Here is a 23,952-nt window from a genome sequence, read left to right as displayed (position 1 = left end):
ATGCGTCAATTCAAACCGTTGACAAGCCTGCGATGGCTGCTTGCCTTGTGGGTGCTGTGCAGGCACTGGTTCCATCACTATGGCGCGGAGGGCGCGTACTTCGACCTTGGCTTCACCAGCACCTTCTTTGACCATGGCTATCTCGGCGTCGACGGCTTTTTTGTGCTGAGCGGTTTTATCCTGGCATATCAGTACGCGCCCTCACCCGGTAAGCGGCTGGACTGGCGGGCATTTATCGTGGCGCGCGTTGCACGGATCTATCCGGCCTATGTTACCTGCCTGCTGGTTTTTGCGGCCGCGGTGATGCTGCGCGACGTGGTGCTGCATACGGGCGTGGTCGGAACCGTCGATTACACGACTTCGAAATTCGTGTCGGCATTGCTGCTGCTGAGCGCCTGGCGCTATGCCGGGCCCGCGGGGTGGAATGACGTCGGCTGGTCGGTCAGCGCGGAATGGTTCGCCTATGTCTGGTTTCCGCTGTTCGTGCTCGCGGCGCCGCGCATGAACAAGACCCGCATCCTGCTGATGGCGGCGTGCGCGCTGGCGGTGCTTGCGCTGGTGGAGGCAACCTCGCCCGAGCATCTTTCGCTCAGCGGAGGCATCGCACGGCTGCTTCCGGAGTTCATGCTTGGCGTGCTGCTGTGCCGCCTGCGCGAAGCCATGCCGGAATACGACGGCTGCGTGCTCGGTGCCGCCATCTCGCTGCTCGTCTGTGCCATCGCCGTCGGGCTGGGCGTGGACACCCTGTTCGTTGCGGGCGCGGCCGGGCTGATCTTCTCGCTGTCTTATGAAAAGGATGCAATGACGCGCGTGCTGTCGGTAAGCGCGCTGGTGTTTCTGGGCGAGGTGTCGTACTGCCTCTACATCGTGCAGCGGATTCCCCAGTACCTGTTCGCGTTCGCCCGGAGCCGCCTGCCCGATCTGGCCGCCATGCCCGGCTGGCAGCAGTCGGTGCTGCTGTTGCTCCTCACGCTGGGCGCCGCCGTTCTCCTCCACTACCTGGTGGAGAAGCCGATGCGCTCATGGATCAATCGCCGGTTCGGGGCACGCCACCGGCAGGCTCCGCCAATGGCCGTTACGCACGCATCCGGTCGATCATAGCTTGTGCGCCACCACACCTAACGCAGCGGGAACAGGCATGGTCAAGGGAGAGCGCCTGGAGGACACTGGAAACCACGGGGGTGCAAACTGCCATCGGGGGTCCGTGCCATGCCGTCACCGGTTGCCTGGCTGTCCATGTTCTCGCTGCTCACCTTGATGCTGGTGCCCGAGTTGCTGGACGTCATGCCCGGACGCAGCGCCTTCTATGCCAAGGCGAGGAGTCTGGCGGGCATCGAGCTGGTGGTGCCGTGCCTGCCCGGCCCGTTTGCTTCGGTAGCGCTGAACTCCGGCCCTTGTTCGGTCAATGCCGCGGAGGAAGGCGCTCCCGTGCTCCCGGATGCGCAGGAGTCCGAAATGCCCGCGTCGGGCTCCTGTGCCGTCGTGCCGGCATTCCGGCCGCCTTGCCCGCTATGACCGGGCATTGGCTCACGCAACGAATTCGAAAAGAAAAAGCCCCCGGCCAGGGTAGGCGAGGGCTTCAAGTGGCGTTGGGCGTGTCGCAGTCCGCCCGGTCTTATCGTCGCCGTTGCCGGCACGGCGCGCATCCCCAATTCTGGTGATGCAAAAAAAAGCCCGCACGATGGCGGGCTGCGGGAAATGCCGAGAGGGGTCAACTCACGACCCCTTGATTCTGGGCGGGAAGTGCTGCAGCGAACACCCCCACATGGGTTAATGGGTATCCATGCTTCATGGTGGGTTGCTGCGCCATTCGGGTTACGAGCCGATGCAAATTGCGCATAACCTCGCCCTGGGGCCTGTGAAAGAATTGTTTCATTCTCTCCACTGCCTCAAGCCCCATGACCGACCCCGTCGTCCACCTCAATGGTTCCCTGACCCCGCTGTCCGAAGCCCGCATCCCGGTCCTCGACCGCGGCTTTATCTTTGGCGATGGCATCTATGAGGTCATCCCGTATTACGGCGGCAAGCCGTTCCGCGGAGCGCAGCATCTTGCGCGCCTGCACCGCAGCCTGGAGGCGATCGGGATTCCCGATCCCCACAGCGCCACGCAGTGGCAGGCACTGATCGACGAAGTGGTCCGGGCCAACGGGATGTCGGACCAGATGATCTATATCCAGGTGACGCGCGGCGTAGCCCGGCGTGCGCATGCCTTTCCCAAGGAAGTCGTGCCGACGGTGCTGATCATGACCAACCCGATGGCGCTGCCAGCCGCGCACATGCGCGAACAGGGCGTGGCTTGCGTGACGATGGAGGACCGGCGCTGGCTGAATTGCCAGATCAAGTCGACCTCGCTGCTCGGCAACGTGCTGGCAGCGCAGTATGCCGCGGAGCACGGGGTGACCGAAGCGATCCAGTTCCGCGACGGCTGGCTGACCGAAGCCTCGTCGTCCAACGTCTGGGTGGTGCGCGATGGCCGCGTGCTGGCGCCGCCCAAGGACAACCTGATCCTGGAAGGCATCCGCTACGGTTTTATGGAAGAGGTCTGCGCGGCGCTGGAGATTCCGCTGGAAGTGCGCCGGATCGCCAGGGAAGACCTGTTCGCGGCGGACGAAGTGCTGCTGTCGTCGGCAAGCAAGGAACTGCTGCCGGTGGTTACTATCGACGGCCGCACCATCGGCGCCGGCGCGCCCGGACCGGTCTTCGCGCGGCTCTACGCGGCCTATCAGGCCGCGATCACGGCACTTTGAACCACGCTGGCGCACCGTGGTAGCATGCCAGCGCATGCATCGAGGAGTCAGCCATGGCCAAGCGCGAGCGTGGCCGGCATGCCCTGCAGGACGAGGTCAGCCGGCGCATCCAGCAAATCTATGAAGTCGGCGAGGATGGCGCCAAGGTCCGGGTGCCCGCGCCGGTTCCGCATGCGCGCGATGCCCGCGGCCGCAACTGGGACATGAGCGGCTTCGGCAATGCAACCGGCTATGAGGCCAGCATCCGCGCGGTGGTCGACAAGGTGCGCGACGAGTTCGACCTGAACGAGTCGCTCGAGAACCGCGCGCCCAATCCATTCGGCGACTGAAGCGTCAGTCGACCGAAACGATGATGGCCACGCGCCGGTTCTCGGCGCGGCCAGCTGCGGTGCGGTTGTCCGCCACCGGGCGGCTCTTGCCCAGGCCGCGCACTTCGAGGTCTTCATTGAATCCGAACAGAACCTTGTCGGTCAGGCCGAGTTCCCAGCCCTCGCTGGTCAGTGCAAAGCCTTCGCGCTGCAGCACGGTGATTTGCGCCGCCGACAGCCCGGTTGCGACCGGCGCGGTCTGGCATGCCGCCAGCAGCAGGCTGGCGGCAATGGCGCAGGCGCAGGATTTCCAGACAGGTTTCAACACGGCCGGGGGCGTGGGAGCAGTCATGCGGAGACTCACAGCGTAACATCCAGGCGTGGCTCGGCGCTTTGCCAGATGCCGCCGGAGCGCCGCTTGGCGCCATACATGGCGGCATCGGCCGCGTGCAGCAGCGCCTGGCTGGCCTGCGCGTGGACCGGGAACACGGCCAGGCCGATGCTCACGGACGCTTGCACCGAGGCGCCGTCGGGCAGCGCGATCGGTTCGGTCATGGCTTGCAGGATATGTTCGGCGATATGGATGGCGTCGGCCGGCGCGCGCAGGCGCGCGGCCAGCACCGCGAACTCGTCGCCGCCGATGCGCGCCACGGTGTCGCCATTGCGCAGGCTGGCACGGATGCGCTGCGCCATGGCCACCAGCACCGCGTCCCCCGAGGCATGCCCGTGCCGGTCGTTGATGTCCTTGAAGCCGTCGCTGTCGAGATACAGCACCGCCGCATATTCATGGTTGGCCGCGGCATGTCGCACCGCATGCTCCAGCGCTTCGACGAAGGCGGCGCGGTTCAGCAGCCCGGTCAGCGCATCATGGTTGGCACGGTGGGCGAGCGAGCGGTTTTCGTGCTGCATCTGGTTCTGCCACGTCTGCAGCTCATCGAGCAGCCCGTTGAAGTCGTCGCTGAGCGCGTTGAGCTCGGCGATGCGCGCCGGTGGCGTGCGCTGCGCGAAGTCTCGTTCGGAGCGCACCGCGTGCGCCACCCGCATCAGGTTGCGCAGCGGCTCGACAATCTGCACCAGCATGCGGCTGGCCAGGTAATGTGCGCCGACCGCCGTCAGCAACAGGCAGCCGAGCAGTCCCAGTGCCCCTCGCAGCAAAAATTGCAGCAGGTTGCGGGGATCGCCGCTGACCCGCAGCAGGCCGACCTGCTGCGCCTGGTGCACGATCGGCTGCTCCACCGCGTTCATGCTCAGCCATTCGGCCAGCGCCTGGCGCAGGCCGGTCAGCTGCGGCTGCCCGGGGCGCTGCCACTCGGCCAGCACGCGGTTGTCGGCGTCGTAGACGGTCGCGCGCGCGATGTCTTCCGACGCGGCGATGACGGCCAGCGTCTCACCGGTCGCCGCCTGGTCGCGAAACACCACCGGCGCTTCCAGCGTGTAGGCGATCGAGCGAGCCACCAGCCGCAGGTTGTGGTCCGCATAGACGCGCAATGCGGTAACGCCGATCGTCGTCAGCAGCAGGCCGGCGGTAATCACGGCGATCAGCGCCACACCCAGGTGAATGCGGCCCAGCACGCTGTAAAGCGTGGGACGCGGCGCGGCGGCCGGTCCGGGCTGGCGCGGGCTCATGATGTCGACCCCTTGCGCCGGCCCAGCTGCAGTACGCCGGGGTGGACGTGCACGCCGCTGCGGGCGAGCGTGTCGAGATTGACGCGGAACGAAACCTGGGTCTCGCGGATGTTCAGGCAGAACATGCTGCCGACCTCGCACTCGAAGTCTTCTTCGGCGATCACCAGCACCGGGCGGCCGGTCAGATCGGCCGACAACCGCTTGCGCCGGGCTTCATTCATGACACCGACGTAGAGCGCATCGCAGCCCGGCTGGAGCGTATCGGCCAGCACGTCGACGTGGCGCGGCTGCACCGGCCGGCCGGTGGCAAGCGTGCCGCCTTCCATCAGGCGGGAGGAATAACGGCTGGCGTTGTCGACGCACAGCCGTACGGTGTCGCGCTCGACGGGCCAGCGCGCATAGCCGAGCAGGCTGAAGACCACGCGCGCCACCAACTCGGTGCGCTGTGGCGCAGGCTGCGCCGTGACCGCCGGCGGCAGCACCGCGGGCAGCAAGGCGAGGGTGGCGCCGAGCAGGGCGGGCGCCCACCGGCGCAACAGCGGTCGTTGGCGCGCGTGGGAGAGGGGTGTGGCGCTGGCCGGGGCAGGAGCCATGGTTCGGGGGCGGAGCGTGTGCGCTGCGATTGTGGTGGTTCGGTTACCGCAGCCGCGGCTATTGTCCGGGCGCCGGTTCCGGGCGGTCAAGCGTGGGTCGAACTGCGGGCCGGCGGCGGCCAGTGGACTGATTATCGGTTGCCGCGATGCTGACTGAAGGGTGCCGTAGCCCGGGCCTCGCGTGCCGCACGCAACTCATGCAATGGGATTCCGGGCACCGCCTCGCTGCCAGCCCAGGTCCCTGCCGACGAGGCCGCCACCCAGGCGGGCGAGTTCGGGTGCAGTGTGGGAGGCCGGGCAAGCCGGGTAAGGGCACAGACCGTGTGCTAGAGTTTTCAGACACCTTTGTGTTACGGCACTTCCCTCAACGACGTTTCCAGAACGTTTCTCAAGGAGATGCATCATGACGAGTGAATCCCGGCCGAACCTGAAAGCTTTCGTGCAGACCGCTCCCCAGGCTGGGCGCTACGTCTGGGTGGTTGCGCTGGTCGACTTCGATGCGCGGGAGGTCCGGCGCGCCATCGTCTCGGACGATACCTTCACCACCGCGGACGCCGCGCGCGATGCCGGCGAAGCCCAGCTCAAGGCAATGGCAGAGGATCACTGATGCCGCCGGCGTGCAAGCGAGTGTTGCGCGCCGGCATCTTTGTGATCCACCGACACCTTTTCTTGCATGGCGCCGTGGCGGCGCGCGCTAGACTGTGCGTGCGTTCCTCCATGAAGAAAGGGATTTCATGACAAATCTAGCGCTCCGGCCCATCCGGACCGTCTTGCTGGCGGCCGTGCTGGGTTCCAGCCTTGCCTTCAGTGCGGCGTCGATGGCCCAGGTGTCGGTCAATATTGCCATCGGCGTGCCGCCGCCGGCTCCGATGTACGAGGCCATTCCCGCCCCGCGCCCCGGCTATGTCTGGATGCCGGGCTACTGGGACTGGGACGACCATCGCCATAAGCACGCGTGGAAGACCGGCCGCTGGGAGCGCGAGCGGCCTGGCTATGTCTATGAGTCGCCGCGCTGGATCCAGTCGCGCGATGGCTGGGTGCTGGTGCCGGGTCGCTGGGACCAGGGCGGCTCCAAGGGCAACGGCAAGGGCAACAAGGGCAAGGATTACCACTGCCCGCCGGGCCACGCCAAGAAGGGCGAGTGTTGACGCGGATGCGCTGAGGCGTGCACGGGCCGGCGCCGCAAGGTGACGCCGGCCATGGTTGCCATGCTACGATCCCCGCCATGATGCCGCGTCCTCGGGGCGCATCGGCAGTGGATCCGGAGGTAGCGATGGCAAGGCACGTCTTCACGCGCGCGCAGTATCTCGACATCCTCAATGACAGCCTGCGCAAGCATCCAGGCTGGCAGCCCGGCATGGCCTTTGTCTTCCTGCCGCCGGGGGCGGATGCCAGCCAGGCGACGGCGGTAGGCTGCACCGGCCCGATGGACGCGATCCCGGTCTACGCGGAAATCCAGCGCGTGGCGGCCGAGCTGATCGAAGTCAGCGACACATAGCGCGCGGATCTCGGAGCATGTTCCAGCGCGGACGTTGCCGTGGCAGGCCGCAGCCTGCGCGTACAATGCCGGCCTCGACAGACTTTCGGAAATTGCCGTGAAGAAAACGGACCTGGAAAAGAACAAGGGCCTGAAGATCGCCAACAGCCTGAAACAGGCCTCGGCGGCCCGGGGCGGGATTCCTGGCGGCGCCGGGGCGCGGCCGGATCGCCGTGAACAGCGCCGGCTGGACCAGGAGCAGGGCCTGGTGCCGTTCGCGTGCAAGCTGGACGCCACGCTGGCGCGGCGCCTGCAGGCGCTGGCCGTCAATCATCCCGGTGGCATGAGCGGCCTGCTCAATGAATTGCTGACGGGCGCGCTGCCGCCGGAGCAAGACCAGGCCTGACAGAGGTGAGAGGTGCGGCCGCGCAGGCGGCCGCAACGATCCGGCGGGGCCGGAAGCGGGGGGTCAGTCCTCTTCCTCCTCGTCGAGGAATTCGCGGCGCAGCATCCAGTTGGCGATGGCTTCGTCGCAGACACGCTTGAACTTCTGCATGTCCGGCATCTTGTCGAACAGCTGGAAGTTGACCAGCGCCATGCCGGCGTCGGTGATATAGAACATCCGGCGCGGATCGTCATGATGGACGATGCGGCCGTCGATGGCGTCTTCCTCGCTTTCGGCCGGCATGTCTTCCAGCTCGACCACGCGGCACGTAAAGCGCGGGCTGCGGGTGTGGGTCAGATACTCGAACTCGTCGTGCATGACCTCGCCGCTTTTGCCGGCGATAACGGCGAAGCCCCAGATAAAGCGGGGCATCGGCAGATCGGACAGATCTTCAATCTCGTCCATGGTGTTCTCCCAAATTCAATCCCCGCATTATCGCCCGGAACGCCGTTGCCTCAAACGTCGGCGTCGGATCTGGTAACGATGCATGCCCTTCGGCTAGGGCTTTGCCTGGCAATTCGACAGCGTCGCCGCGGCATTTTCCTGTTGCATCAGGTCGCGCAGCGTGCCGGTATCGCCCTTGGTCCACCATTCGTAGCGCCCGCCGACATAGCGCGCGCCGGACCCCGAAACCGTGGCCACCGCCAGCACCGGCTTGCCGTCCATGCGGAACACGGCGGCCTGGTTGTCCGCGCTGTTGAAGTAGCGCACGGTCAGCGTCTTGTCACCGTCGCATTGGTAGCGCACGGTACGCACGTCGGTAAAGCGCACGCCGTCGATGCCGGGGGCCCGCGCGGCACTGGCGCTGCCAACCGCGGCCAGCCATGCAAGCAGCAGCGCGCCGCGGGTTGCGTTCAGAGTCGGGCGATTCATGGTTGATGGGCTTGTTCCAATGGTTGTGTCAGCCGGTTCAGGCGCGGGCGGTGGCGGCCGGTTTCTCGGGCTGCGCGGCGCTGTCCAGCATATAGCCAGCGGCGAGCGTGCGGAAACTGTCGAGCTCGCGCGCCTGCCAGGCCTGGCTTTCCCCGAACTCTTCGGCCAGGACCGCGGCCACTGCCGGCGCGGCCTGCAGCGCGGCGCGCGCGTCGAGGAACAGCACGCGGTTGCGGCGCGCCAGCACGTCTTCGACGCGCCGTGCCAGTTCGTGCCGGGCCGCGAAACGGACATGGGCTTCGGTCAGGCCCGATGCTGCCGCCAGCACGCGGTCATGGCCGGGCAGGGCGCGCAGCGTGGCCAGCTCATTGCCGTAGTAGCGGTCCGGCGCGGCCGCATCCGCCAGCGGCAGTTCCGCCGGCAGTCCGGCGGCTCCGTGCAGCTGCAGCTCGGCGGTCACGCATCGCGCGGCGCGCACCATCTGCCGCTGGATCGCGGTGTCGATCACGTCTTCCGCCATCTTGCGATAGGTGGTCCACTTGCCGCCGGTGACCGTGATCAGGCCCGCCTTCGAGACCAGGATCGTATGCTCGCGCGACAGCGATGCGGTGGACGCTTCGCCGGTAGCCTTGACCAGGGGCCGCAGCCCGGCCCAGACGCTGGTGACGTCGGCGCGGGTGGGATCCTTGGCCAGGTAGCGCGAGGCGGTCTCGAGGATGAAATCGACATCGTCGGCACCGGCATCGGGCTCGAGAGGCAGGTCGCGCCGCGGCGTATCCGTGGTGCCGACAATGGTATGGCCGTTCCACGGCACCACGAACAGCACCCGGCCGTCGTCGGTCCTTGGAATCAGGATGGCGCGCTCGCCCGGCAGGAAGCTGCGCGGCAGCGTCAGGTGCACGCCCTGGCTCGGCGCCACCAGGGTGCGGGCATGGCCGTCCTCCATCTGGCGCACCGCGTCGACCCAGACCCCGGTGGCATTGATCACGCAGTCCGCGCGCAGCCGGAACGTGGCCTCGCCCAGTGCGTCCTGGACGGTGACGCCGCTGATCACGCCGCCTTGCTGGCTCAGGCCGGTTACGCGCATGTAGTTGACCGCGGTGCCGCCCACGTCGAACAGGGTGCGCATCAGCGCCACCGCCAGCCGCGCATCGTCGAACTGACCGTCGAAATACAGGTTGCCGCCGCGCAGCGGGCGCCCGCTGACGTGCTCGGCCAGGTTTGGGGCGGCGGCCAGCACCTCATGGTGGTTCAGCCAGCGGCTGCCGGCCAGGTTGAGGTTGCCGGCGAGCATGTCGTAGACCTTCAGGCCGATGCCGTAGAAGGGCTGGTCGAACATCTGGTACGCCGGCACCACGAAGCCCAGCGGCCACACCAGGTGCGGCGCGTTGCGCGCGAGCAGGCCGCGCTCGTGCAGGGCCTCGCGCACCAGGCCGATATTGCCCTGTGCCAGGTAGCGCACGCCGCCGTGCACAAGCTTGGTGGCCTTGCTCGAGGTGCCCTTGGCAAAATCGGCGGCTTCGACCAGCAGCGTGCGATAGCCGCGCGAGGCGGCATCGACCGCGGTGCCGAGGCCGGTGGCGCCGCCGCCGATGACGATGACGTCCCAGCGCGGTTCGCGCTCCAGGGTGGAAAGCAGGGCGGCCCGGGTGGGAGGCTGGGTCGGGGTGGAGACTTTCTGCATGGCGCTAGGCTCGGGGGTGTGTACGGTCTTGGCGGGGCGGGGGCGGGCCGGGGTTCAGCCGTGGCCGCCGGCTTCGTCCTCGCGCGCCCAGTCGCGGGCGCGCTCGACGGCGCGGCGCCAGCGCGCCAGCCGGTGGCCGCGTTCATCGGCCGACAGATTGGGCTCGAAGCGCTGCTCCACCTGCCATTGCTGCGCGATCTGGGCGGGGTCGCTCCAGTAGCCGGTGGCCAGGCCGGCGAGGTAGGCGGCGCCCAGCGCAGTGGTCTCGGTCACGCGCGGGCGGACCACCGATGTGCCGAGCAGGTCGGCCTGCATCTGCATCAGCAGGTCGCTGCGCGAGGCGCCGCCGTCCACGCGCAGCTCGGCCAGCGCGATGCCGGCGTCCTTCTGCATGGCTTCCAGCACATCGACGCTCTGCAACGCGATCGATTCCAGCGCCGCGCGCGCCAGCTGCGGCCGGCCGGTGCCGCGCGTCATGCCGACCAGCGTGCCGCGCGCGAAGGCGTCCCAGTGCGGCGCGCCCAGGCCGGCAAAGGCTGGCACCAGCACCACGCCGCCGGTGTCCTCGCACTGCCGCGCGAGCGGCTCGACTTCGGGCGCGCTGTTGATGATCTTCAGTCCGTCGCGCAGCCACTGGATGGTGGCGCCGCCCATGAAGACGCCGCCCTCCAGGCAATACTGGGTTTGCCCGCCGAACTGCCAGCCGATGGTGGTCAGCAGCCGGTTGTGCGATGTCACCGGCTCGGTGCCGGTATTCATGAGCAGGAAGCAGCCGGTGCCATAGGTGTTCTTGGCCATGCCCGGCGACAGGCAGGCCTGGCCGAAGGTGGCCGCCTGCTGGTCGCCCGCGATGCCCGCGATCGGGATCTCCACGCCGAACAGCCGCGCCGCGGTGCGCGCCACCTCGCCGCTGGACGGCACCACCTCGGGCAGCAGCGCATGCGGGATGTCGAGCAGCGCCAGCAGCGCGTCGTCCCACTCGAAGCGGTGGATATTGAACAGCATCGTGCGCGAGGCGTTTGACACGTCCGTGACGTGGCGCGCGCCGTCGGTCAGTTGCCAGATCAGCCAGCTGTCGACCGTGCCGAACGCCAGTTCGCCGCGCTGCGCGCGTTCGCGGGCACCCTCGATGTTGTCGAGCATCCAGCGCAGCTTGGTGCCGGAGAAATACGCATCGACGATCAGCCCGGTCTTCTCGCGGAACAGCTCGCCATGGCCGGCTGCCTGCAGCGCCTCGCACATCGGCGCGGTGCGGCGGTCCTGCCAGACCAGCGCGCGTCCGACCGGCTCGCCGGTCTTGCGGTCCCACAGGATCGTGGTTTCGCGCTGGTTGGTGATGCCGATGGCGCGCACCTGCGTGGCGGAGATGCCGGCATCGGCCAGCACTTCGTGCGCTACCGCCAGCTGCGACTGCCAGATTTCGTACGGATCGTGCTCGACATGGCCTGGATGTGGGTAGTATTGGCGGAACTCGCGCTGCGCCAGCCGCACCACGCTGCCGGCGTGGTCGAACAGGATCGCGCGCGAGCTGCTGGTGCCCTGGTCGAGCGCCAGCACAAATTGCGGCTCGGAAGCGTGCCGGCCTCGGCCGGGGTGCTGCCCCTGGGCTTGCGTTGCTGCCTGGTTCATGCGTTCAATCCTGAAAATGACAACATGCGCCGGCCCGGCCGGCGCCCCGATCTGACATGGCCGAAATCTTTTCTCTGCCGCCCGCTGAGCCGTCTGGTGCTTCGTCGGGCGTTCCATCCGGCGTTCCATCCGGCAATGGCGCCGACGCCAGCCACATGGCACGCATCGCCGCCTCGCTGGCGGCGCGCACCCGCTTCGATCCCGCCAGCAAGCTGCGACTGATGGTGGGCGGCCAGCAGGTCGGCTGGCTGCCACGGTCGCATGCCGCGATCCTGCGCGGCATGGGCTGCATCCTCGGGCCGGAGGAGGGCGCCGCGGACGGCACCGCCGCGGTGGAACTGCTGCCGGGACGATCCGGCTTCGACGTGCTGAGCGCCGCGCTGGCCGCGCTCGCGCACCAATTGGCCGACGCCGGGCACGTGCGCGGCTGGCGCCATGAACTGTTCGCGGTCACGTCGGCCCTGGACGCACCCGCGCTCGCGGCGGTGGAGCGGGCCGCCGCGCGCTTCCTGGGTTTGCTGACCTTTGCCTCGCACATGAACGGCATCGTGGAAACCGACGAAGCCGGCCCCGTGCTGTGGATCTCGCGGCGCAGCCCGGCCAAGTCGGTCGACCCCGGCATGTGGGACAACCTGGTCGCCGGCGGCATGCCGCACGGCAGCGACCCGTTGGCCACGCTGGTGCGCGAGTGCGAGGAAGAATCCGGCATCCCGCCGGCGCTGGCCTGGCGCGTGCAGCCGCACGGCATGATCGAGGTGCTGCGCGACCTGCCCGAAGGCGTGCAATGGGAACAGGTCTATGTCTATGACCTGATGCTGCCGCCAGGATTCGTCCCGAGCAACCAGGATGGCGAGGTCAGCGAACACAAGCGCGTGGGGATGGCCGCATTGCTTGATATCATGTCGAGCGGCGCCATGACGGTCGACGCCACGCTGGTGACGCTGGATGCCCTTCGCCGGCGCGGCTGGCCGGGCACCGAAGACCGTCGCGCTTGAGCTTGCGCAGCGGGCCTGGCCCGCGCTTTGACGGCTTTCACCGTCTTCGCGGCCTTCATGGCCTTTGCGCTCATACACCGCGCCCCTCCGACAGAACCACACACCATGAGCACCACCGGATTCATCCTGACCCTTTCGTGCCCCGACCAGCCGGGCATCGTCCATGCCGTCTCGGGCCTGCTGTTCCAGCACGGCTGCAATATCGTCGACTCGGACCAGTACGGTGACGCGTACACCGGCCGCTTCTTCATGCGGGTGCACTTCAGCGCGACCGCGGGCGGCCCGGACCTGGGCGCGCTGAAGGCGGCGTTCGCGCCGGTGGGCGACCAGTTCGGAATGCAGTGGGAGCTGAACGACGCCTCGGTCAAGCCGCGCGTGATGATCATGGTGTCCAAGATCGGCCACTGCCTGAACGACCTGCTGTTCCGCGCCAAGGTGGGCGGCCTGCCGGTCGAGATCGCGGCGATCGTGTCCAATCACCGCGACTTCTACCAGCTGGCCGCATCGTATGACGTGCCGTTCTTCCACCTGCCGCTGATGAACGCCTCGGCCGAGCAGAAGGCCGCGCAGGAGGCGCGCGTGTTCGACGTGGTGCAGGAGCAGAAGATCGACCTGGTGGTGCTGGCGCGCTACATGCAGGTGCTGTCCGACGACCTGTGCCGCAAGCTGGCCGGCCGCGCCATCAATATCCACCACTCGTTCCTGCCCAGCTTCAAGGGCGCCAAGCCCTACTACCAGGCGCACGACCGCGGCGTGAAGCTGATCGGCGCGACCGCGCACTATGTCACCGCCGACCTGGACGAAGGCCCGATCATCGAGCAGGAAATCGAGCGCGTCGACCACAGCATGGACCCGGACCAGCTCACCGCCGTGGGCCGCGACGTGGAATGCGTGGCGCTGGCCCGCGCGGTCAAGTGGCACGCCGAACGCCGCATCCTGCTGAACGGCCACAAGACCGTCGTCTTCAAGTAAGCCTTCGATTTCCCGAGGGGTTGCTCCCCTCTCCCGCGCGCGGGAGAGGGGCCGGGGGAGAGGGCAGGCCTGTCGCGCAGCCGACGCGGCATGCACCTCCCCGCCTCCCGCCATCAACACCAGCCCCGCTTCCGCATGCGCAGAAGCAGCAGCCGGACGTCCGGCAGGCTCATTCCCGCTCCGCCACCACACACTTCACCCCACTGTCGGCCAGGATCCGGTCGAACGGTGCCGCCAGCGGCTCATCGGTGAACAGCCGGTCGACCTGCGACACATGCGCCAGCTCCACCATGGCCTGGCGGTTGAACTTGCTGGTATCCGCCGCCAGCCAGACCTCGCGTGAATGCTCGATGATGGTCCGCGCCACCTTGACCTCGCGGAAGTCGTAGTCGCGCAGCGTGCCATCCGTCTCGATGCCCGAGATGCCGATCAGGCCGATATCCACCTTGAACTGCCGGATGAACTCGACTGTGGCCTCGCCGACGATGCCGCGGTCGCGCGAGCGCAGCACGCCGCCGGCGACGATGACCTCGCAGTCGGGGTTGTCCGCGAGGATATTGGCCACGTTCAGGTTGTTGGTGATCACGCGCAGCCCGCGATGTTGCATCAGCTCGCGCGCGATCTCTTCCACCGTGGTGCCGATGTTCAGGATCAGCGAGCAGCCCTCCGGCACCGCCGCCGCCACCGCGCGCGCAATGCGCGCCTTGCCCTCGGCATTCAGCACCTGCCGCTGCCGGTAGGCGATGTTCTCGGTGGTGGAGCCCTCTACCCGCACCCCGCCATGGAAGCGCGCCAGCATGCCGTTCTCGGCCAGCAGGTTGACGTCCCGGCGCACCGTCTGGAGCGTGACGCCGAACTTGCGCGCAAGCTCGTCGATGGAAGCAAAGCCCTGGCTGCGGACTTCTTCGAGCAGGGCGGTCTGGCGGGGATTGAGCGTCATGCCGGGATTCTAGTTCAAACAGAAACGAAAACAAATGATGCGGTGCACACTTGTTTTCTGTTCGTTTTATTACTAAAACGGTCGAAAGCCAAGAATTGTGCGCCTGCGTTGCGCGGAATGTGGTGATGCGGAAAGCATATCGAACATGGAGGCCGGATGCAGCTGAGTTTGGAGGCCGTGGCGCAGCACGCAGGTTCGCAGGCGTATCTCTATCCGATGACGCTGGCGCCGGTTCCCGGCGCGGTGACCATCCTGCTGGGCGCCACCCAGGCGGGCAAGACTTCGCTGATGCGCGTGATGGCGGGGCTCGACCGGCCCAGCGCCGGCCGCGTGCTGGTCGACGGCCATGACGTTACCGGCGTGCCGGTGCGCGAGCGCAATGTGTCGATGGTCTACCAGCAGTTCATCAACTACCCGTCGCTCAAGGTCTTCGACAACATTGCCTCGCCGCTGCGTTTGCGGCTGCGGCGCAAGGGCGCAGCCGGCACTGACATTGGCGCGCGCGTGCGCGAACTGGCGGCGCGGCTGCATATCGACCACCTGCTCGACCGCTATCCGTCGGAGCTTTCGGGCGGCCAGCAGCAGCGCGTGGCGCTGGCGCGTGCGCTGGCCAAGGAAGCGCCGCTGATGCTGCTGGACGAGCCGCTGGTCAACCTGGACTACAAGCTGCGCGAAGAACTGCGCGAAGAGCTGTCGCAGCTGTTCGCACATGGTGATGCAACCGTGGTCTACGCCACCACCGAACCCGGCGAGGCGCTGCTGCTGGGCGGCTATACGGCCGTGCTCGATGCCGGCGAACTGCTGCAGTACGGCCCGACCGCCGACGTCTTCCACTATCCCGATTCGCTGCGCGTGGCGCGCGCCTTCAACGATCCGCCGATGAACCTGATCGCGGGCACGCTCAACGGCGGCTGGGTCACGCTCGCCGGCGGCATCTCGGTGCCGGTGTCCGGCGCCGGCGGCGGCGACGGACCGGTCACCGTGGGCGTGCGCGCGTCGGCGCTGCGCCTGGCCGGCGAACCGGGCGCGGGCGCGGTCGCGATAGCGGGGCGCGTGGCCCTGGCCGAGCTGTCGGGCTCGGACACCTTCATCCATGCCGATACGCCGGTGGGCAACCTGGTGGCGCAGTTTGCCGGCGTGCTCGACCTGCAGCTGGGCGAACCGGTGTCCTTGCACCTGTTGCCTGACCAGATCTACCTGTTCGACGCGGCCGGCCGGCGCATCCACGCGCCCCGGCGGCCCGGCGGGCTGGCGGCGGATGTGCCGGGCGGGGCGGCGGCCGGTGCCGCGGCGGCGGGGGCCTGACGATGGCACGCATCGACCTCGATCTTGCACACTCCTACCTGCCGCATCCGCGCAACGATGACGACTACGCGTTGCTGCCGCTGAAGTTCACCTTCGAGGACGGCGGCGCCTACGCGCTGCTGGGCCCGTCCGGCTGCGGCAAGACCACGCTGCTGAACTGCATTTCCGGGCTGCTGCGGCCTTCGCACGGCACCATTGCCTTCGACGGACGCGACGTCACGGGCGCCACGCCGCAGGCGCGCAATATTGCCCAGGTGTTCCAGTTCCCGGTGATCTACGACACCATGACTGTCGGCGAAAACCTGGCCTTCCCGCTGCGCAACCGCGGCGTGCCGGAGGCACAGGTGCGCGAGCGCGTCGGCCGCGTGGCCGAGATGCTGGAGCTGTCGGCCACGCTGGACCGCCGCGCCAGCGGCCTCGCCGCAGACGCCAAGCAGAAGATCTCGCTGGGCCGCGGACTGGTGCGGCATGACGTCTCGGCGATCCTGTTCGACGAGCCGCTGACGGTGATCGACCCGCAGCTGAAATGGCAGCTGCGGCGCAAGCTCAAGGAGATCCACCACGAATTCCGCCTGACGCTGATCTACGTCACCCACGACCAGACCGAGGCGCTGACTTTCGCCGACCAGGTGGTGGTGATGTCGCGCGGCAAGGCGGTGCAGGTCGGGCCGGCCGACGCGCTGTTCGAGCGGCCGGCGCATACCTTCGTCGGGCATTTCATCGGCTCGCCCGGCATGAACTTCCTGCCGGGCCAGTGGCGCGACGATGCCATCGAGGTGGCCGGCCGACGCTACACGCCGGCGCTGGCGCCATCGGTGGCCGCGGCCTTGCGCGCGGCGGGCAGCTTCCGCATCGGCGTGCGGCCCGAGTACCTGCAACTGGCACCGGAGCGCGAGGTGCGCGACATGCAGGCGGTGCCGGCACAGGTGCAGCGCGCGCAGGATATCGGCACCTACTGGCTGGTGACTGGCAGCGTGCAGGAAGCGGGCACCCAGCCCGCCAACCCGGCCGGCACACTGCGCGCCCGGCTGGGCGCCGAGGCAGCCGCGTTGCGGCCCGGCGACACGGCCTGGCTGTCGGTGTTCAACCGCCATACCTGCTACTACGTCAACGAGGAACTGGTGTCATGAAGCCTGTCAACCAGAAGGCCTGGCTGCTGGTGTTGCCGGTGGTGGCATGCGTGGCGTTCTCGGCGATCCTGCCGCTGATGACCATCGTCAACTACTCGGTGCAGGACATCATTTCGCCCGAGCGGCGCGTCTTTGTCGGCACCGAATGGTTCCGCACCGTGCTGCGCGACGGCGAACTGCATGACGCGCTGCTGCGCCAGCTGGGCTTCTCGCTGGCGGTGCTGCTGGTGGAGATCCCGCTCGGCATCCTGCTGGCGCTGTCGATGCCGGCCAGGGGCTGGAAGGCATCGGCGGCGCTGGTGATCATCGCGCTGTCGCTGCTGATCCCGTGGAACGTGGTCGGCACCATCTGGCAGATCTTCGGGCGCACCGATATCGGCCTGCTCGGCGCCGCGCTCGAGGCGATGGGCTTCGACTACAACTACACCGGCAGCGCCTTCGATGCCTGGGTGACGGTGCTGGTGATGGACGTCTGGCACTGGACGCCGCTGGTGGCGCTGCTCTGCTACGCGGGCCTGCGCGCGATTCCCGACGCCTACTACCAGGCCGCGCAGATCGATGGTGCCTCGCGGCTGGCCGTGTTCCGCCACATCCAGCTGCCCAAGCTGCGCGGGGTGCTGATGATCGCGGTGCTGCTGCGCTTCATGGACAGCTTCATGATCTATACGGAGCCCTTTGTGCTGACCGGCGGCGGCCCCGGCAACGCCACCACGTTCCTGTCGCAATACCTGACGCAGAAGGCCGTGGGCCAGTTTGACCTTGGCCCGGCGGCGGCGTTTTCCATCGTCTATTTCCTGATCATCCTGCTTCTGTGCTTCATCCTCTACAACTGGATGCAGCGCGCAGGCACCGCCGGCAGCGAGGACATGCCCCATGGCTGAAATCCGCACCCAGGCAACCACCACGACATGGTGGCGCGGCGGCTTCCTGCTGGTCTACCTGCTGTTCGCCATCGTGCCGATCTACTGGATGGTGAACATGTCGTTCAAGACCAACGAGGAAATTGTCTCCACGCTGTCGCTGTGGCCGGCCGAATTCACGCTGGAGCACTACAAGACCATCTTCACCGACCCGTCGTGGTACTCCGGCTACCTCAACTCGATGATCTACGTGGCGATGAACACGGTGATCTCGATCGCGGTCGCGCTGCCGGCGGCCTATGCGTTTTCACGCTACCAGTTCATCGGCGACAAGCATGTGTTCTTCTGGCTGCTGACCAACCGCATGACGCCGCCCGCGGTGTTCCTGCTGCCGTTCTTCCAGCTGTACAGCACCATCGGCCTGATGGACACGCACCTGGGCGTGGCGCTGGCGCACCTGGTCTTCAACGTGCCGCTGGCGGTGTGGATCCTGGAGGGCTTCATGTCGGGCGTGCCGCGCGAGATCGACGAGACCGCCTATGTCGATGGCTATTCCTTCCCGCGCTTTTTCCTGACCATCTTCCTGCCGCTGATCAAGGCCGGCGTGGGGGTGGCGGCGTTCTTCTGCTTCATGTTCAGCTGGGTGGAACTGCTGCTGGCGCGCACGCTGACCTCGGTCAACGCCAAGCCGATCGTGGCCACCATGACGCGCACGGTGTCGGCTTCGGGCATGGACTGGGGCGTGCTGGCCGCGGCCGGCGTGCTGACCATCGTGCCGGGCGGCATCGTGATCTGGTTCGTGCGGCACTACATCGCGAAGGGCTTCGCGATGGGGCGCGTGTAATGCGCACACAAGACAAGGAGACATGGCAATGCTGAGCTGGATGGTGTGGACGACACCGGTCGCGGTGTTCTTCGCCTGCATTGTTGTCATGCTGATCGGCATGACCATCCTGGAAGTCCGTTCGCCTTCGGTGCTGCGCAAGGGCTTCCTGCCGATCGCCACCACGCGCGGCGACCGGCTGTTCATCGGCCTGATGTGCGCGGCGTGGGTCAACCTGGCATGGGTCGGGCTGGGCGAGAAGCTCACCGCGTGGCTGTCCCTGGCCGAGGAACCGTCGGTCTGGATCAGCTTCGGCGGCTCGATGCTGGTCCTGGCGCTGATCCTGCGCAAGGGCTGACCGGCGCATCGGAACCGGCAGTTTCCGCTTCGATAAGAGATTGCGGTATAGCGGCTTATCCCTGCCCCGGGGCCGCCACCGAGACCATAGCCGGGGAGGGGAATCCATGAGGAGACACCGATGAAAGTGCACGTGAAGTTGGGGATGACGGCCCTTGCCTGCGCGGCTGCGCTGGCTTGCGGCACCTCCGCGCTGGCTGGCGAGGCGGAAGCGAAGAAGTGGATCGACAATGAGTTCCAGCCCTCGTCGCTGTCCAAGGACAGGCAGCAGGCGGAGATGAAGTGGTTTATCGACGCCGCCGCCAAGCTCAAGGCCAAGGGTGTCACGCAGATCAACGTGGTGTCCGAGACCATCACCACGCATGAGTACGAGTCCAAGACACTGGCCAAGGCATTCGAGGAGATCACCGGGATCAAGGTCAACCATGACCTGATCCAGGAAGGCGACGTGGTCGAGAAGCTGCAGACCTCGATGCAGTCCGGCAAGTCGATCTACGACGGCTGGATTTCCGATTCGGACCTGATCGGCACGCACTATCGCTATGGCTCGATCCTGCCGCTGACCGACTACATGAACGGCGCGGGCAAGGAGTGGACCAACCCGGGCCTGGACGTGAAGGACTTCATCGGCACCAAGTTCACCACCGCGCCGGACGGCAAGCTCTACCAACTGCCCGACCAGCAGTTCGCCAACCTCTACTGGTTCCGCGCCGACTGGTTCGCGCGCAAGGACCTGCAGGACAAGTTCAAGGCCAAGTACGGCTACGACCTGGGCGTGCCGACCAACTGGTCCGCCTATGAAGACATCGCCAACTTCTTCACCAACGACGTGAAGGAGCTCGACGGCAAGAAGGTGTACGGCCACATGGACTACGGCAAGAAGGACCCCTCGCTGGGCTGGCGCTTCACCGATGCCTGGCTGTCGATGGCGGGCACCGCCGACAAGGGCCTGCCCAACGGCATGCCGGTCGACGAGTGGGGCATCCGCGTGGCCGAGGACAAGTGCACGCCGGTCGGCGCTTCGGTCGCGCGCGGCGGCGCCACCAACAGCCCGGCGGCGGTCTACGCGCTGACCAAGTACATCGACTGGATGAAGAAATACGCGCCGCCGCAGGCGATGGGCATGACCTTCTCCGAGGCCGGGCCGGTGCCGGCGCAAGGGCAGGTGGCGCAGCAGATCTTCTGGTACACCGCCTTTACCGCCGACATGACCAAGAAGGGCCTGCCGGTGGTCAATGCCGACGGCTCGCCCAAGTGGCGCATGGCACCGTCGCCTTACGGCCCGTACTGGAAGCAGGGCATGCAGAACGGCTACCAGGACGTGGGCTCGTGGACCTTCTTCAAGAACACCGATCCCAACAAGCTCGCCGGGGCGTGGCTGTACGCGCAGTTCGTCACCTCGAAGACGGTATCGCTGAAGAAGTCGCTGACCGGTCTCACCTTTATCCGCGACAGCGACATCAACCACGACTACCTCACCAAGAACGCGGCCAAGTATGGCGGCCTGATCGAGTTCTACCGCAGCCCGGCGCGCGTGGCCTGGACGCCGACCGGCACCAACGTGCCCGACTATCCCAAGCTGGCGCAGCTGTGGTGGAAGAACGTGGCCACCGCGGTGACCGGCGAGAAAACCCCGCAGGCCGCCATGGACACGCTCGCCGACGAGATGGACCAGGTGATGGCACGGCTGCAGCGCGCAGGCATGAGCAACTGCGCGCCCAAGCTCAACCCGAAGGGCGACCCGGCCAAGTGGCTGTCGAGCGACCACGCGCCGTGGAAGAAGCTGGCCAACGAGAAGCCGAAGGGCGAGACCATCCCTTATGACAAGCTGCTGCAGGCATGGAAGGAGGGCAAGGTGCGCTGACCAGCGGCGCCTGCAGGCCGCAAGGCCTGGCTCCGGGCGCGCTGTCACATGCAACGGGCGCCTGGTGCGCCCGTTTCGTTTCTTATCCGCTAGGCCGGCAAGCCGGCAGGCTCCTGGGAAGGCGCCGGAACCACCCCGGAGCCGGCATTGTCCACAGCGGTGCAATCGGGCTGCGCCGCATAGCGCGCCTTGCCGTGCCGCTTGGCCTGGTACAGCGCCATGTCCGCGTGCATGAACAGCTCGCTGACGGTCATGACCTGGTGCCCCTCATGCAGCGCCGAACCGACGCTTGCCGTGGCCGACAGCGAATGCCCGTCGATCACCAGCGGCATGCGCGCGGCCTGCACGATGGCGTTGGCAACCGAATCCATCGCGCTGCGGTCGGATACACCGTCCAGGATTACCGCGAACTCGTCGCCGCCAATGCGCGCGACCGCGTCGCCCTTGCGCACGCAGGCACGCAGCCGCTGCGCGAACGCCACCAGCAGGCGGTCGCCGACCGGATGGCCGTAGTTGTCGTTGACCGCCTTGAAGTCGTCCAGGTCCACCAGCAGCAGGGCCTGCGCGCGGCCGCCGGCGCTCGTGCGTGCCATGCATTCCGCCAGGCGCCGGTCGAAGCCCTTGCGGTTGAGCAGGCCGGTGAGATGGTCCGAGACGGTCTGTGCCTCCAGGTTGCGCAGCTTCTGGCGCTCGTGCGTCACATTGCGCGCGAACATGTGCAGGCCGACCACGGTGTCCTGGGCATCGTTCCAGGCGGGCTGGTAGGTGACTTCCATGCATTCGTTGCCATCCGGGCTTTCGCGCGTGAACGTCACCGCGCGGCCGGCGAAGGCCTGTTCCAGGTACGGCTGGCAGGCCATGTATTCCTGGGTGCCCCACAGCTCGCGCAAGGACAGCCCGACGATCTGCTGCGCCGGCACTCCGTAGTGCTGTGCGTAGGCCTGGTTGACGAAGGCGTAACGCTGTTGCCGGTCGATGAAGGAGACGAAGTCAGGCACGTGGTTGGCGATGGCCTCGATGCGCTTTTCGCTCTCCGCGGCGCGGTCCTTGGCGGCTTGCAGTGCGGCCTCGCGCTCGGACAGCTGCGTCACCACCTCGGCAAAACTGGTGGCAAGCTCGCCGATTTCGTCGGCCCGGCCGGTGGGCAGGTCCGCCAGTGCGGAGGGGTTGGTGGCAATCTGGCGCACGGCGCGGTGCAGCCGCTGCAACGGCGCCAGCAGCCGGCGCATCACCAGCCACATCAGCGCGGCGGCGGCAAGGAGCGACAGCCCGGCAATGACCATCGTGCGCTGGCGCACATCGACCAGCACGGCGTAGGCCTCGGCCGCCGGCAGCACGGCCACCACTTCCCAGCCGTTGGACTGCAGCAGGTAGCGCGCCACGATGGGCTGCGTCGGCCTGACCACTTCCAGCATCGAGGCGGGACGATCTGCGCCGCAGGTCTCGTCGACCGCGCGCGCCGGCGTCAGCACGCGGCTGGAATCGGGATGCATGGCATAGCGCGGACTGGCGCCGGCCGACACCAGGCAGAAGCTGCCGGTGACACCGACCCGGCTGTGCGCCAGCTCGCGCAGGAAATTGCTGGCCGACAGGTTCAGCACGCCGCCGACCACGCCGCGCAATTCGCCGTTGGGCCCGTGCAGCGGCACGGCCAGCACCATGCCCGGTGCGTTGGTCAGCTTGCCCTGGATCAGGTCCGACACCGCGAGCGGCTGGCCGCGCAGGACATCACGGAAATAGTCGCGGTCGTCCACCCGCAGGCGCACGCTGTCCGGCACGGCGGTGCTGAATACCAGCTGGCCGTCGGGAGCGGCAAGGAAGACGGCGTTGAACTGGTCCGGCATGTCGACCATGCCTTCGGCGGCGCGTCGCAGCTCGGCCGGCCTGGCGGCAAGCATCGGCGACAGCTGCCGGGCCAGGCGGCGCAACGCCGCGGCACGGCTTTGCACCTTTTCGTCCAGCTGCTCCGCCACCAGCTCGACCAGCGTGTCCTGTTGCTGCTGCCGCAGGTGCTTGAGGCTGTCGTAGGCGTAGTACTGGGCGTAGAGCGCGCGCAGCACGATGATCAGCGTCACCACACCCGCCGTGGCCAACGCCATCCGGTACTTCAAAGAGTGCTGCATGATTGACGTCTTTCTTGTGCGCACTGACCCGTGTCCCGGTCCCAGGGCTTTATCGTGCCTGCCTCGCCCATTGCCGAGCCATGCGTTCAAGATTAGCAGATGTCAAGGGTGAATTCGAAACTGTTTGCAACAAGATTCAGGCGGCTGTTGCAGGTATGCGGAAGGCGCGATGGAAGGGTGCATCTTGCGCCCCGCAGAAGCGGGGCGGGGGCGCCGCAAAAGAAAAAAGCCAGCGCGAGGCTGGCTTTTCCTGAATGCTGGTGGGTGGTACAGGGATTGAACCTGTGACCCCTGCCGTGTGAAGGCAGTGCTCTACCGCTGAGCTAACCACCCCTTTCTGCATCGTCGTTGCCGGCGTGCAGCGGAGAAATGAGATTATGCAGGGCTTCCTGTATCTTGTAAAGCCCTTTTCCGAAGTTTTTGTTCAGGCGGCCATCGTGCCGGGTTCCTCGGCCGCGGCTTCCTGCCATACCGTCTTGCCGCCGCTGGCCTTGTCCAGGCCCTTGATCACATCGAAGTGGGCTTCCATTTCCGCTTCGGTGGCGCGCAGCACGGGCAGTACCAGGCGAGACAGGTCGGCCGTAGCGGTAGCGCCTCCTGCTCCGGTGCCGCTGTCCATGGTGTCGATCACCAGCGAGTCCTGGCCGCGGGTCATCGCCAGGTAGACCTCGGCCAGCAATTCTGCATCGAGCAATGCACCGTGCAGCGTGCGGTGCGCGTTGCTGATCCCCAGCCGATCGCACAGGGCGTCAAGGGAGTTGCGCTTGCCGGGGAACATTTGCCGCGCTTCGCGCAGCGTATCGATCACATTGCCGACATGCTCGCGGAACGGCGGCATGCCCAGCAGCTGGAATTCCATGTCGAGGAAGCCCAGGTCGAACTGCGCGTTATGGATGATCAGTTCGGCATCTGCGACGAATTCGCGGATCTCGTGCACGACCTCGGCAAAGCGGGGCTTGTCCGCCAGGAGCTCGACCGTGATGCCATGGACGGCGATCGCGCCTTCGTCGATGTCGCGTTCCGGATTGACATAGAAGTGCAGGTGGCGCCCCGTCAGGCGGCGGTTGAGCAGCTCCACGCAGCCAATTTCGATCAGGCGGTCGCCGGTGGCGGCATTCAGGCCGGTGGTTTCGGTATCGAGAACGATTTGTCGCATGGCGGGCATTCTAGCGGAGCGGCATTGCCCCGCGGTTCTTGTTGT

Annotated in this window: 26 protein-coding genes and 1 tRNA gene; 16 read left to right on the top strand and 11 right to left on the bottom strand. The window is 67.1% G+C overall.

What is annotated here, in order from left to right:
- The 4 genes from VSR71_RS01035 to VSR71_RS01020 all read left to right on the top strand — a co-directional run bounded on the left by VSR71_RS01035 (position 1) and on the right by VSR71_RS01020 (position 3,076).
- Positions 1-1,101 carry an acyltransferase gene (locus VSR71_RS01035; protein WP_342912113.1) on the top strand — a complete coding sequence of 367 codons (1,101 nt, stop codon included), beginning with the start codon at positions 1-3 and terminating at the stop codon, positions 1,099-1,101.
- A 108-nt stretch (positions 1,102-1,209) separates the two neighbouring features.
- Positions 1,210-1,515 carry a hypothetical protein gene (locus VSR71_RS01030; protein ID WP_342912112.1) on the top strand — a complete coding sequence of 102 codons (306 nt, stop codon included), beginning with the start codon at positions 1,210-1,212 and terminating at the stop codon, positions 1,513-1,515.
- Positions 1,516-1,898: 383 nt separating this feature from the next.
- Positions 1,899-2,747: a D-amino acid aminotransferase gene (locus VSR71_RS01025; protein ID WP_342912111.1), complete on the top strand. Its 849-nt coding sequence runs from the start codon at positions 1,899-1,901 to the stop codon at positions 2,745-2,747.
- Positions 2,748-2,800: 53 nt separating this feature from the next.
- Positions 2,801-3,076: a hypothetical protein gene (locus VSR71_RS01020; protein ID WP_209753719.1), complete on the top strand. Its 276-nt coding sequence runs from the start codon at positions 2,801-2,803 to the stop codon at positions 3,074-3,076.
- A 4-nt stretch (positions 3,077-3,080) separates the two neighbouring features.
- Here the strand turns inward: VSR71_RS01020 and VSR71_RS01015 are convergent, their stop codons facing one another.
- Genes VSR71_RS01015 through VSR71_RS01005 form a run of 3 tightly spaced genes read right to left on the bottom strand, consistent with a single transcriptional unit; the run spans position 3,081 to position 5,274 of the window.
- Entirely contained in the window at positions 3,081-3,407 is a 327-nt protein-coding gene (locus VSR71_RS01015) for a hypothetical protein (protein WP_342912110.1), read from the bottom strand.
- 8 nt (positions 3,408-3,415) lie between these two features.
- On the bottom strand, positions 3,416-4,681 hold the full coding sequence (locus VSR71_RS01010) for a diguanylate cyclase domain-containing protein (RefSeq protein WP_342912109.1): 1,266 nt from the start codon (positions 4,679-4,681) through the stop codon (positions 3,416-3,418).
- Entirely contained in the window at positions 4,678-5,274 is a 597-nt protein-coding gene (locus VSR71_RS01005; protein ID WP_342912108.1) for a YfiR family protein, read from the bottom strand. Before VSR71_RS01005 ends, VSR71_RS01010 begins: the two co-directional genes overlap by 4 nt.
- 403 nt (positions 5,275-5,677) lie before the next feature.
- Here VSR71_RS01005 and VSR71_RS01000 point away from each other — a divergent pair, with 403 nt between their 5' ends.
- From VSR71_RS01000 to VSR71_RS00985, 4 genes are all read left to right on the top strand, one after another.
- Entirely contained in the window at positions 5,678-5,881 is a 204-nt protein-coding gene (locus tag VSR71_RS01000) for a hypothetical protein (protein WP_342912107.1), read from the top strand.
- A gap of 127 nt (positions 5,882-6,008) precedes the next feature.
- Positions 6,009-6,422 (top strand): YXWGXW repeat-containing protein, encoded by a 414-nt coding sequence (locus tag VSR71_RS00995; protein WP_342912106.1) that lies wholly within the window; start codon positions 6,009-6,011, stop codon positions 6,420-6,422.
- Positions 6,423-6,547: 125 nt separating this feature from the next.
- Positions 6,548-6,772, top strand: coding sequence for a hypothetical protein (locus VSR71_RS00990; protein ID WP_029046345.1), 225 nt, complete (start codon positions 6,548-6,550; stop codon positions 6,770-6,772).
- A 91-nt stretch (positions 6,773-6,863) separates the two neighbouring features.
- Positions 6,864-7,157, top strand: a complete 294-nt coding sequence (locus VSR71_RS00985) for a hypothetical protein (RefSeq protein ID WP_342912667.1) — start codon at positions 6,864-6,866, stop codon at positions 7,155-7,157.
- A 63-nt stretch (positions 7,158-7,220) separates the two neighbouring features.
- On the opposite strand, the gene VSR71_RS00980 is transcribed toward VSR71_RS00985, so the two are convergent.
- The 4 genes from VSR71_RS00980 to glpK all read right to left on the bottom strand — a co-directional run bounded on the left by VSR71_RS00980 (position 7,221) and on the right by glpK (position 11,382).
- Entirely contained in the window at positions 7,221-7,601 is a 381-nt protein-coding gene (locus tag VSR71_RS00980; RefSeq protein ID WP_342912105.1) for a hypothetical protein, read from the bottom strand.
- 93 nt (positions 7,602-7,694) lie between these two features.
- A complete protein-coding gene (locus VSR71_RS00975; protein ID WP_342912104.1) occupies positions 7,695-8,069 on the bottom strand; it encodes an MliC family protein in 375 nt (124 codons plus the stop codon).
- A gap of 37 nt (positions 8,070-8,106) precedes the next feature.
- The gene (locus VSR71_RS00970; RefSeq protein WP_342912103.1) at positions 8,107-9,753 is read right to left on the bottom strand and encodes a glycerol-3-phosphate dehydrogenase/oxidase; all 1,647 of its coding nucleotides are present in this window, start codon (positions 9,751-9,753) and stop codon (positions 8,107-8,109) included.
- A 54-nt stretch (positions 9,754-9,807) separates the two neighbouring features.
- Positions 9,808-11,382, bottom strand: coding sequence for a glycerol kinase GlpK (gene glpK, locus VSR71_RS00965; RefSeq protein WP_342912102.1), 1,575 nt, complete (start codon positions 11,380-11,382; stop codon positions 9,808-9,810).
- A 56-nt stretch (positions 11,383-11,438) separates the two neighbouring features.
- Here glpK and VSR71_RS00960 point away from each other — a divergent pair, with 56 nt between their 5' ends.
- On the top strand, positions 11,439-12,377 hold the full coding sequence (locus VSR71_RS00960; protein ID WP_342912101.1) for an NUDIX hydrolase: 939 nt from the start codon (positions 11,439-11,441) through the stop codon (positions 12,375-12,377).
- A gap of 105 nt (positions 12,378-12,482) precedes the next feature.
- Complete coding sequence (gene purU, locus VSR71_RS00955; RefSeq protein ID WP_342912100.1) at positions 12,483-13,349, top strand: formyltetrahydrofolate deformylase; 867 nt, start codon at positions 12,483-12,485, stop codon at positions 13,347-13,349.
- 169 nt (positions 13,350-13,518) lie between these two features.
- Here the strand turns inward: purU and VSR71_RS00950 are convergent, their stop codons facing one another.
- Positions 13,519-14,289 (bottom strand): DeoR/GlpR family DNA-binding transcription regulator, encoded by a 771-nt coding sequence (locus tag VSR71_RS00950; protein ID WP_342912099.1) that lies wholly within the window; start codon positions 14,287-14,289, stop codon positions 13,519-13,521.
- Positions 14,290-14,445: 156 nt separating this feature from the next.
- On the opposite strand from VSR71_RS00950, the gene VSR71_RS00945 reads away from it, so the two are divergent.
- The 6 genes from VSR71_RS00945 to VSR71_RS00920 all read left to right on the top strand — a co-directional run bounded on the left by VSR71_RS00945 (position 14,446) and on the right by VSR71_RS00920 (position 20,628).
- The gene (locus tag VSR71_RS00945) at positions 14,446-15,594 is read left to right on the top strand and encodes an ABC transporter ATP-binding protein (protein WP_342912098.1); all 1,149 of its coding nucleotides are present in this window, start codon (positions 14,446-14,448) and stop codon (positions 15,592-15,594) included.
- 2 nt (positions 15,595-15,596) lie between these two features.
- Positions 15,597-16,724, top strand: a complete 1,128-nt coding sequence (locus VSR71_RS00940) for an ABC transporter ATP-binding protein (protein ID WP_342912097.1) — start codon at positions 15,597-15,599, stop codon at positions 16,722-16,724.
- Positions 16,721-17,605: a carbohydrate ABC transporter permease gene (locus tag VSR71_RS00935; RefSeq protein ID WP_133096068.1), complete on the top strand. Its 885-nt coding sequence runs from the start codon at positions 16,721-16,723 to the stop codon at positions 17,603-17,605. The genes VSR71_RS00940 and VSR71_RS00935 overlap by 4 nt, the downstream gene beginning before the upstream one ends.
- Complete coding sequence (locus tag VSR71_RS00930) at positions 17,598-18,428, top strand: carbohydrate ABC transporter permease (RefSeq protein WP_342912096.1); 831 nt, start codon at positions 17,598-17,600, stop codon at positions 18,426-18,428. The genes VSR71_RS00935 and VSR71_RS00930 overlap by 8 nt, the downstream gene beginning before the upstream one ends.
- A gap of 28 nt (positions 18,429-18,456) precedes the next feature.
- The gene (locus VSR71_RS00925) at positions 18,457-18,765 is read left to right on the top strand and encodes a DUF2160 domain-containing protein (protein ID WP_342912666.1); all 309 of its coding nucleotides are present in this window, start codon (positions 18,457-18,459) and stop codon (positions 18,763-18,765) included.
- A 132-nt stretch (positions 18,766-18,897) separates the two neighbouring features.
- On the top strand, positions 18,898-20,628 hold the full coding sequence (locus tag VSR71_RS00920) for an ABC transporter substrate-binding protein (protein WP_342912665.1): 1,731 nt from the start codon (positions 18,898-18,900) through the stop codon (positions 20,626-20,628).
- 89 nt (positions 20,629-20,717) lie between these two features.
- Here the strand turns inward: VSR71_RS00920 and VSR71_RS00915 are convergent, their stop codons facing one another.
- The 3 genes from VSR71_RS00915 to dnaQ form a co-directional block, all read right to left on the bottom strand.
- Complete coding sequence (locus VSR71_RS00915) at positions 20,718-22,751, bottom strand: sensor domain-containing diguanylate cyclase (RefSeq protein ID WP_342912095.1); 2,034 nt, start codon at positions 22,749-22,751, stop codon at positions 20,718-20,720.
- A 258-nt stretch (positions 22,752-23,009) separates the two neighbouring features.
- A tRNA-Val gene (locus VSR71_RS00910) sits at positions 23,010-23,084 on the bottom strand.
- A 91-nt stretch (positions 23,085-23,175) separates the two neighbouring features.
- The gene (dnaQ, locus tag VSR71_RS00905; protein WP_342912094.1) at positions 23,176-23,907 is read right to left on the bottom strand and encodes a DNA polymerase III subunit epsilon; all 732 of its coding nucleotides are present in this window, start codon (positions 23,905-23,907) and stop codon (positions 23,176-23,178) included.
- Between the last annotated feature and the right edge of the window lie 45 nt (positions 23,908-23,952).

It is taken from the genome of Cupriavidus oxalaticus (assembly GCF_038900635.1).
GTDB lineage: Bacteria > Pseudomonadota > Gammaproteobacteria > Burkholderiales > Burkholderiaceae > Cupriavidus > Cupriavidus oxalaticus_B.
The sequence above is the reverse complement of the archived record's forward strand: the minus strand, read 5'-3'. Positions and strand labels throughout refer to the sequence as shown.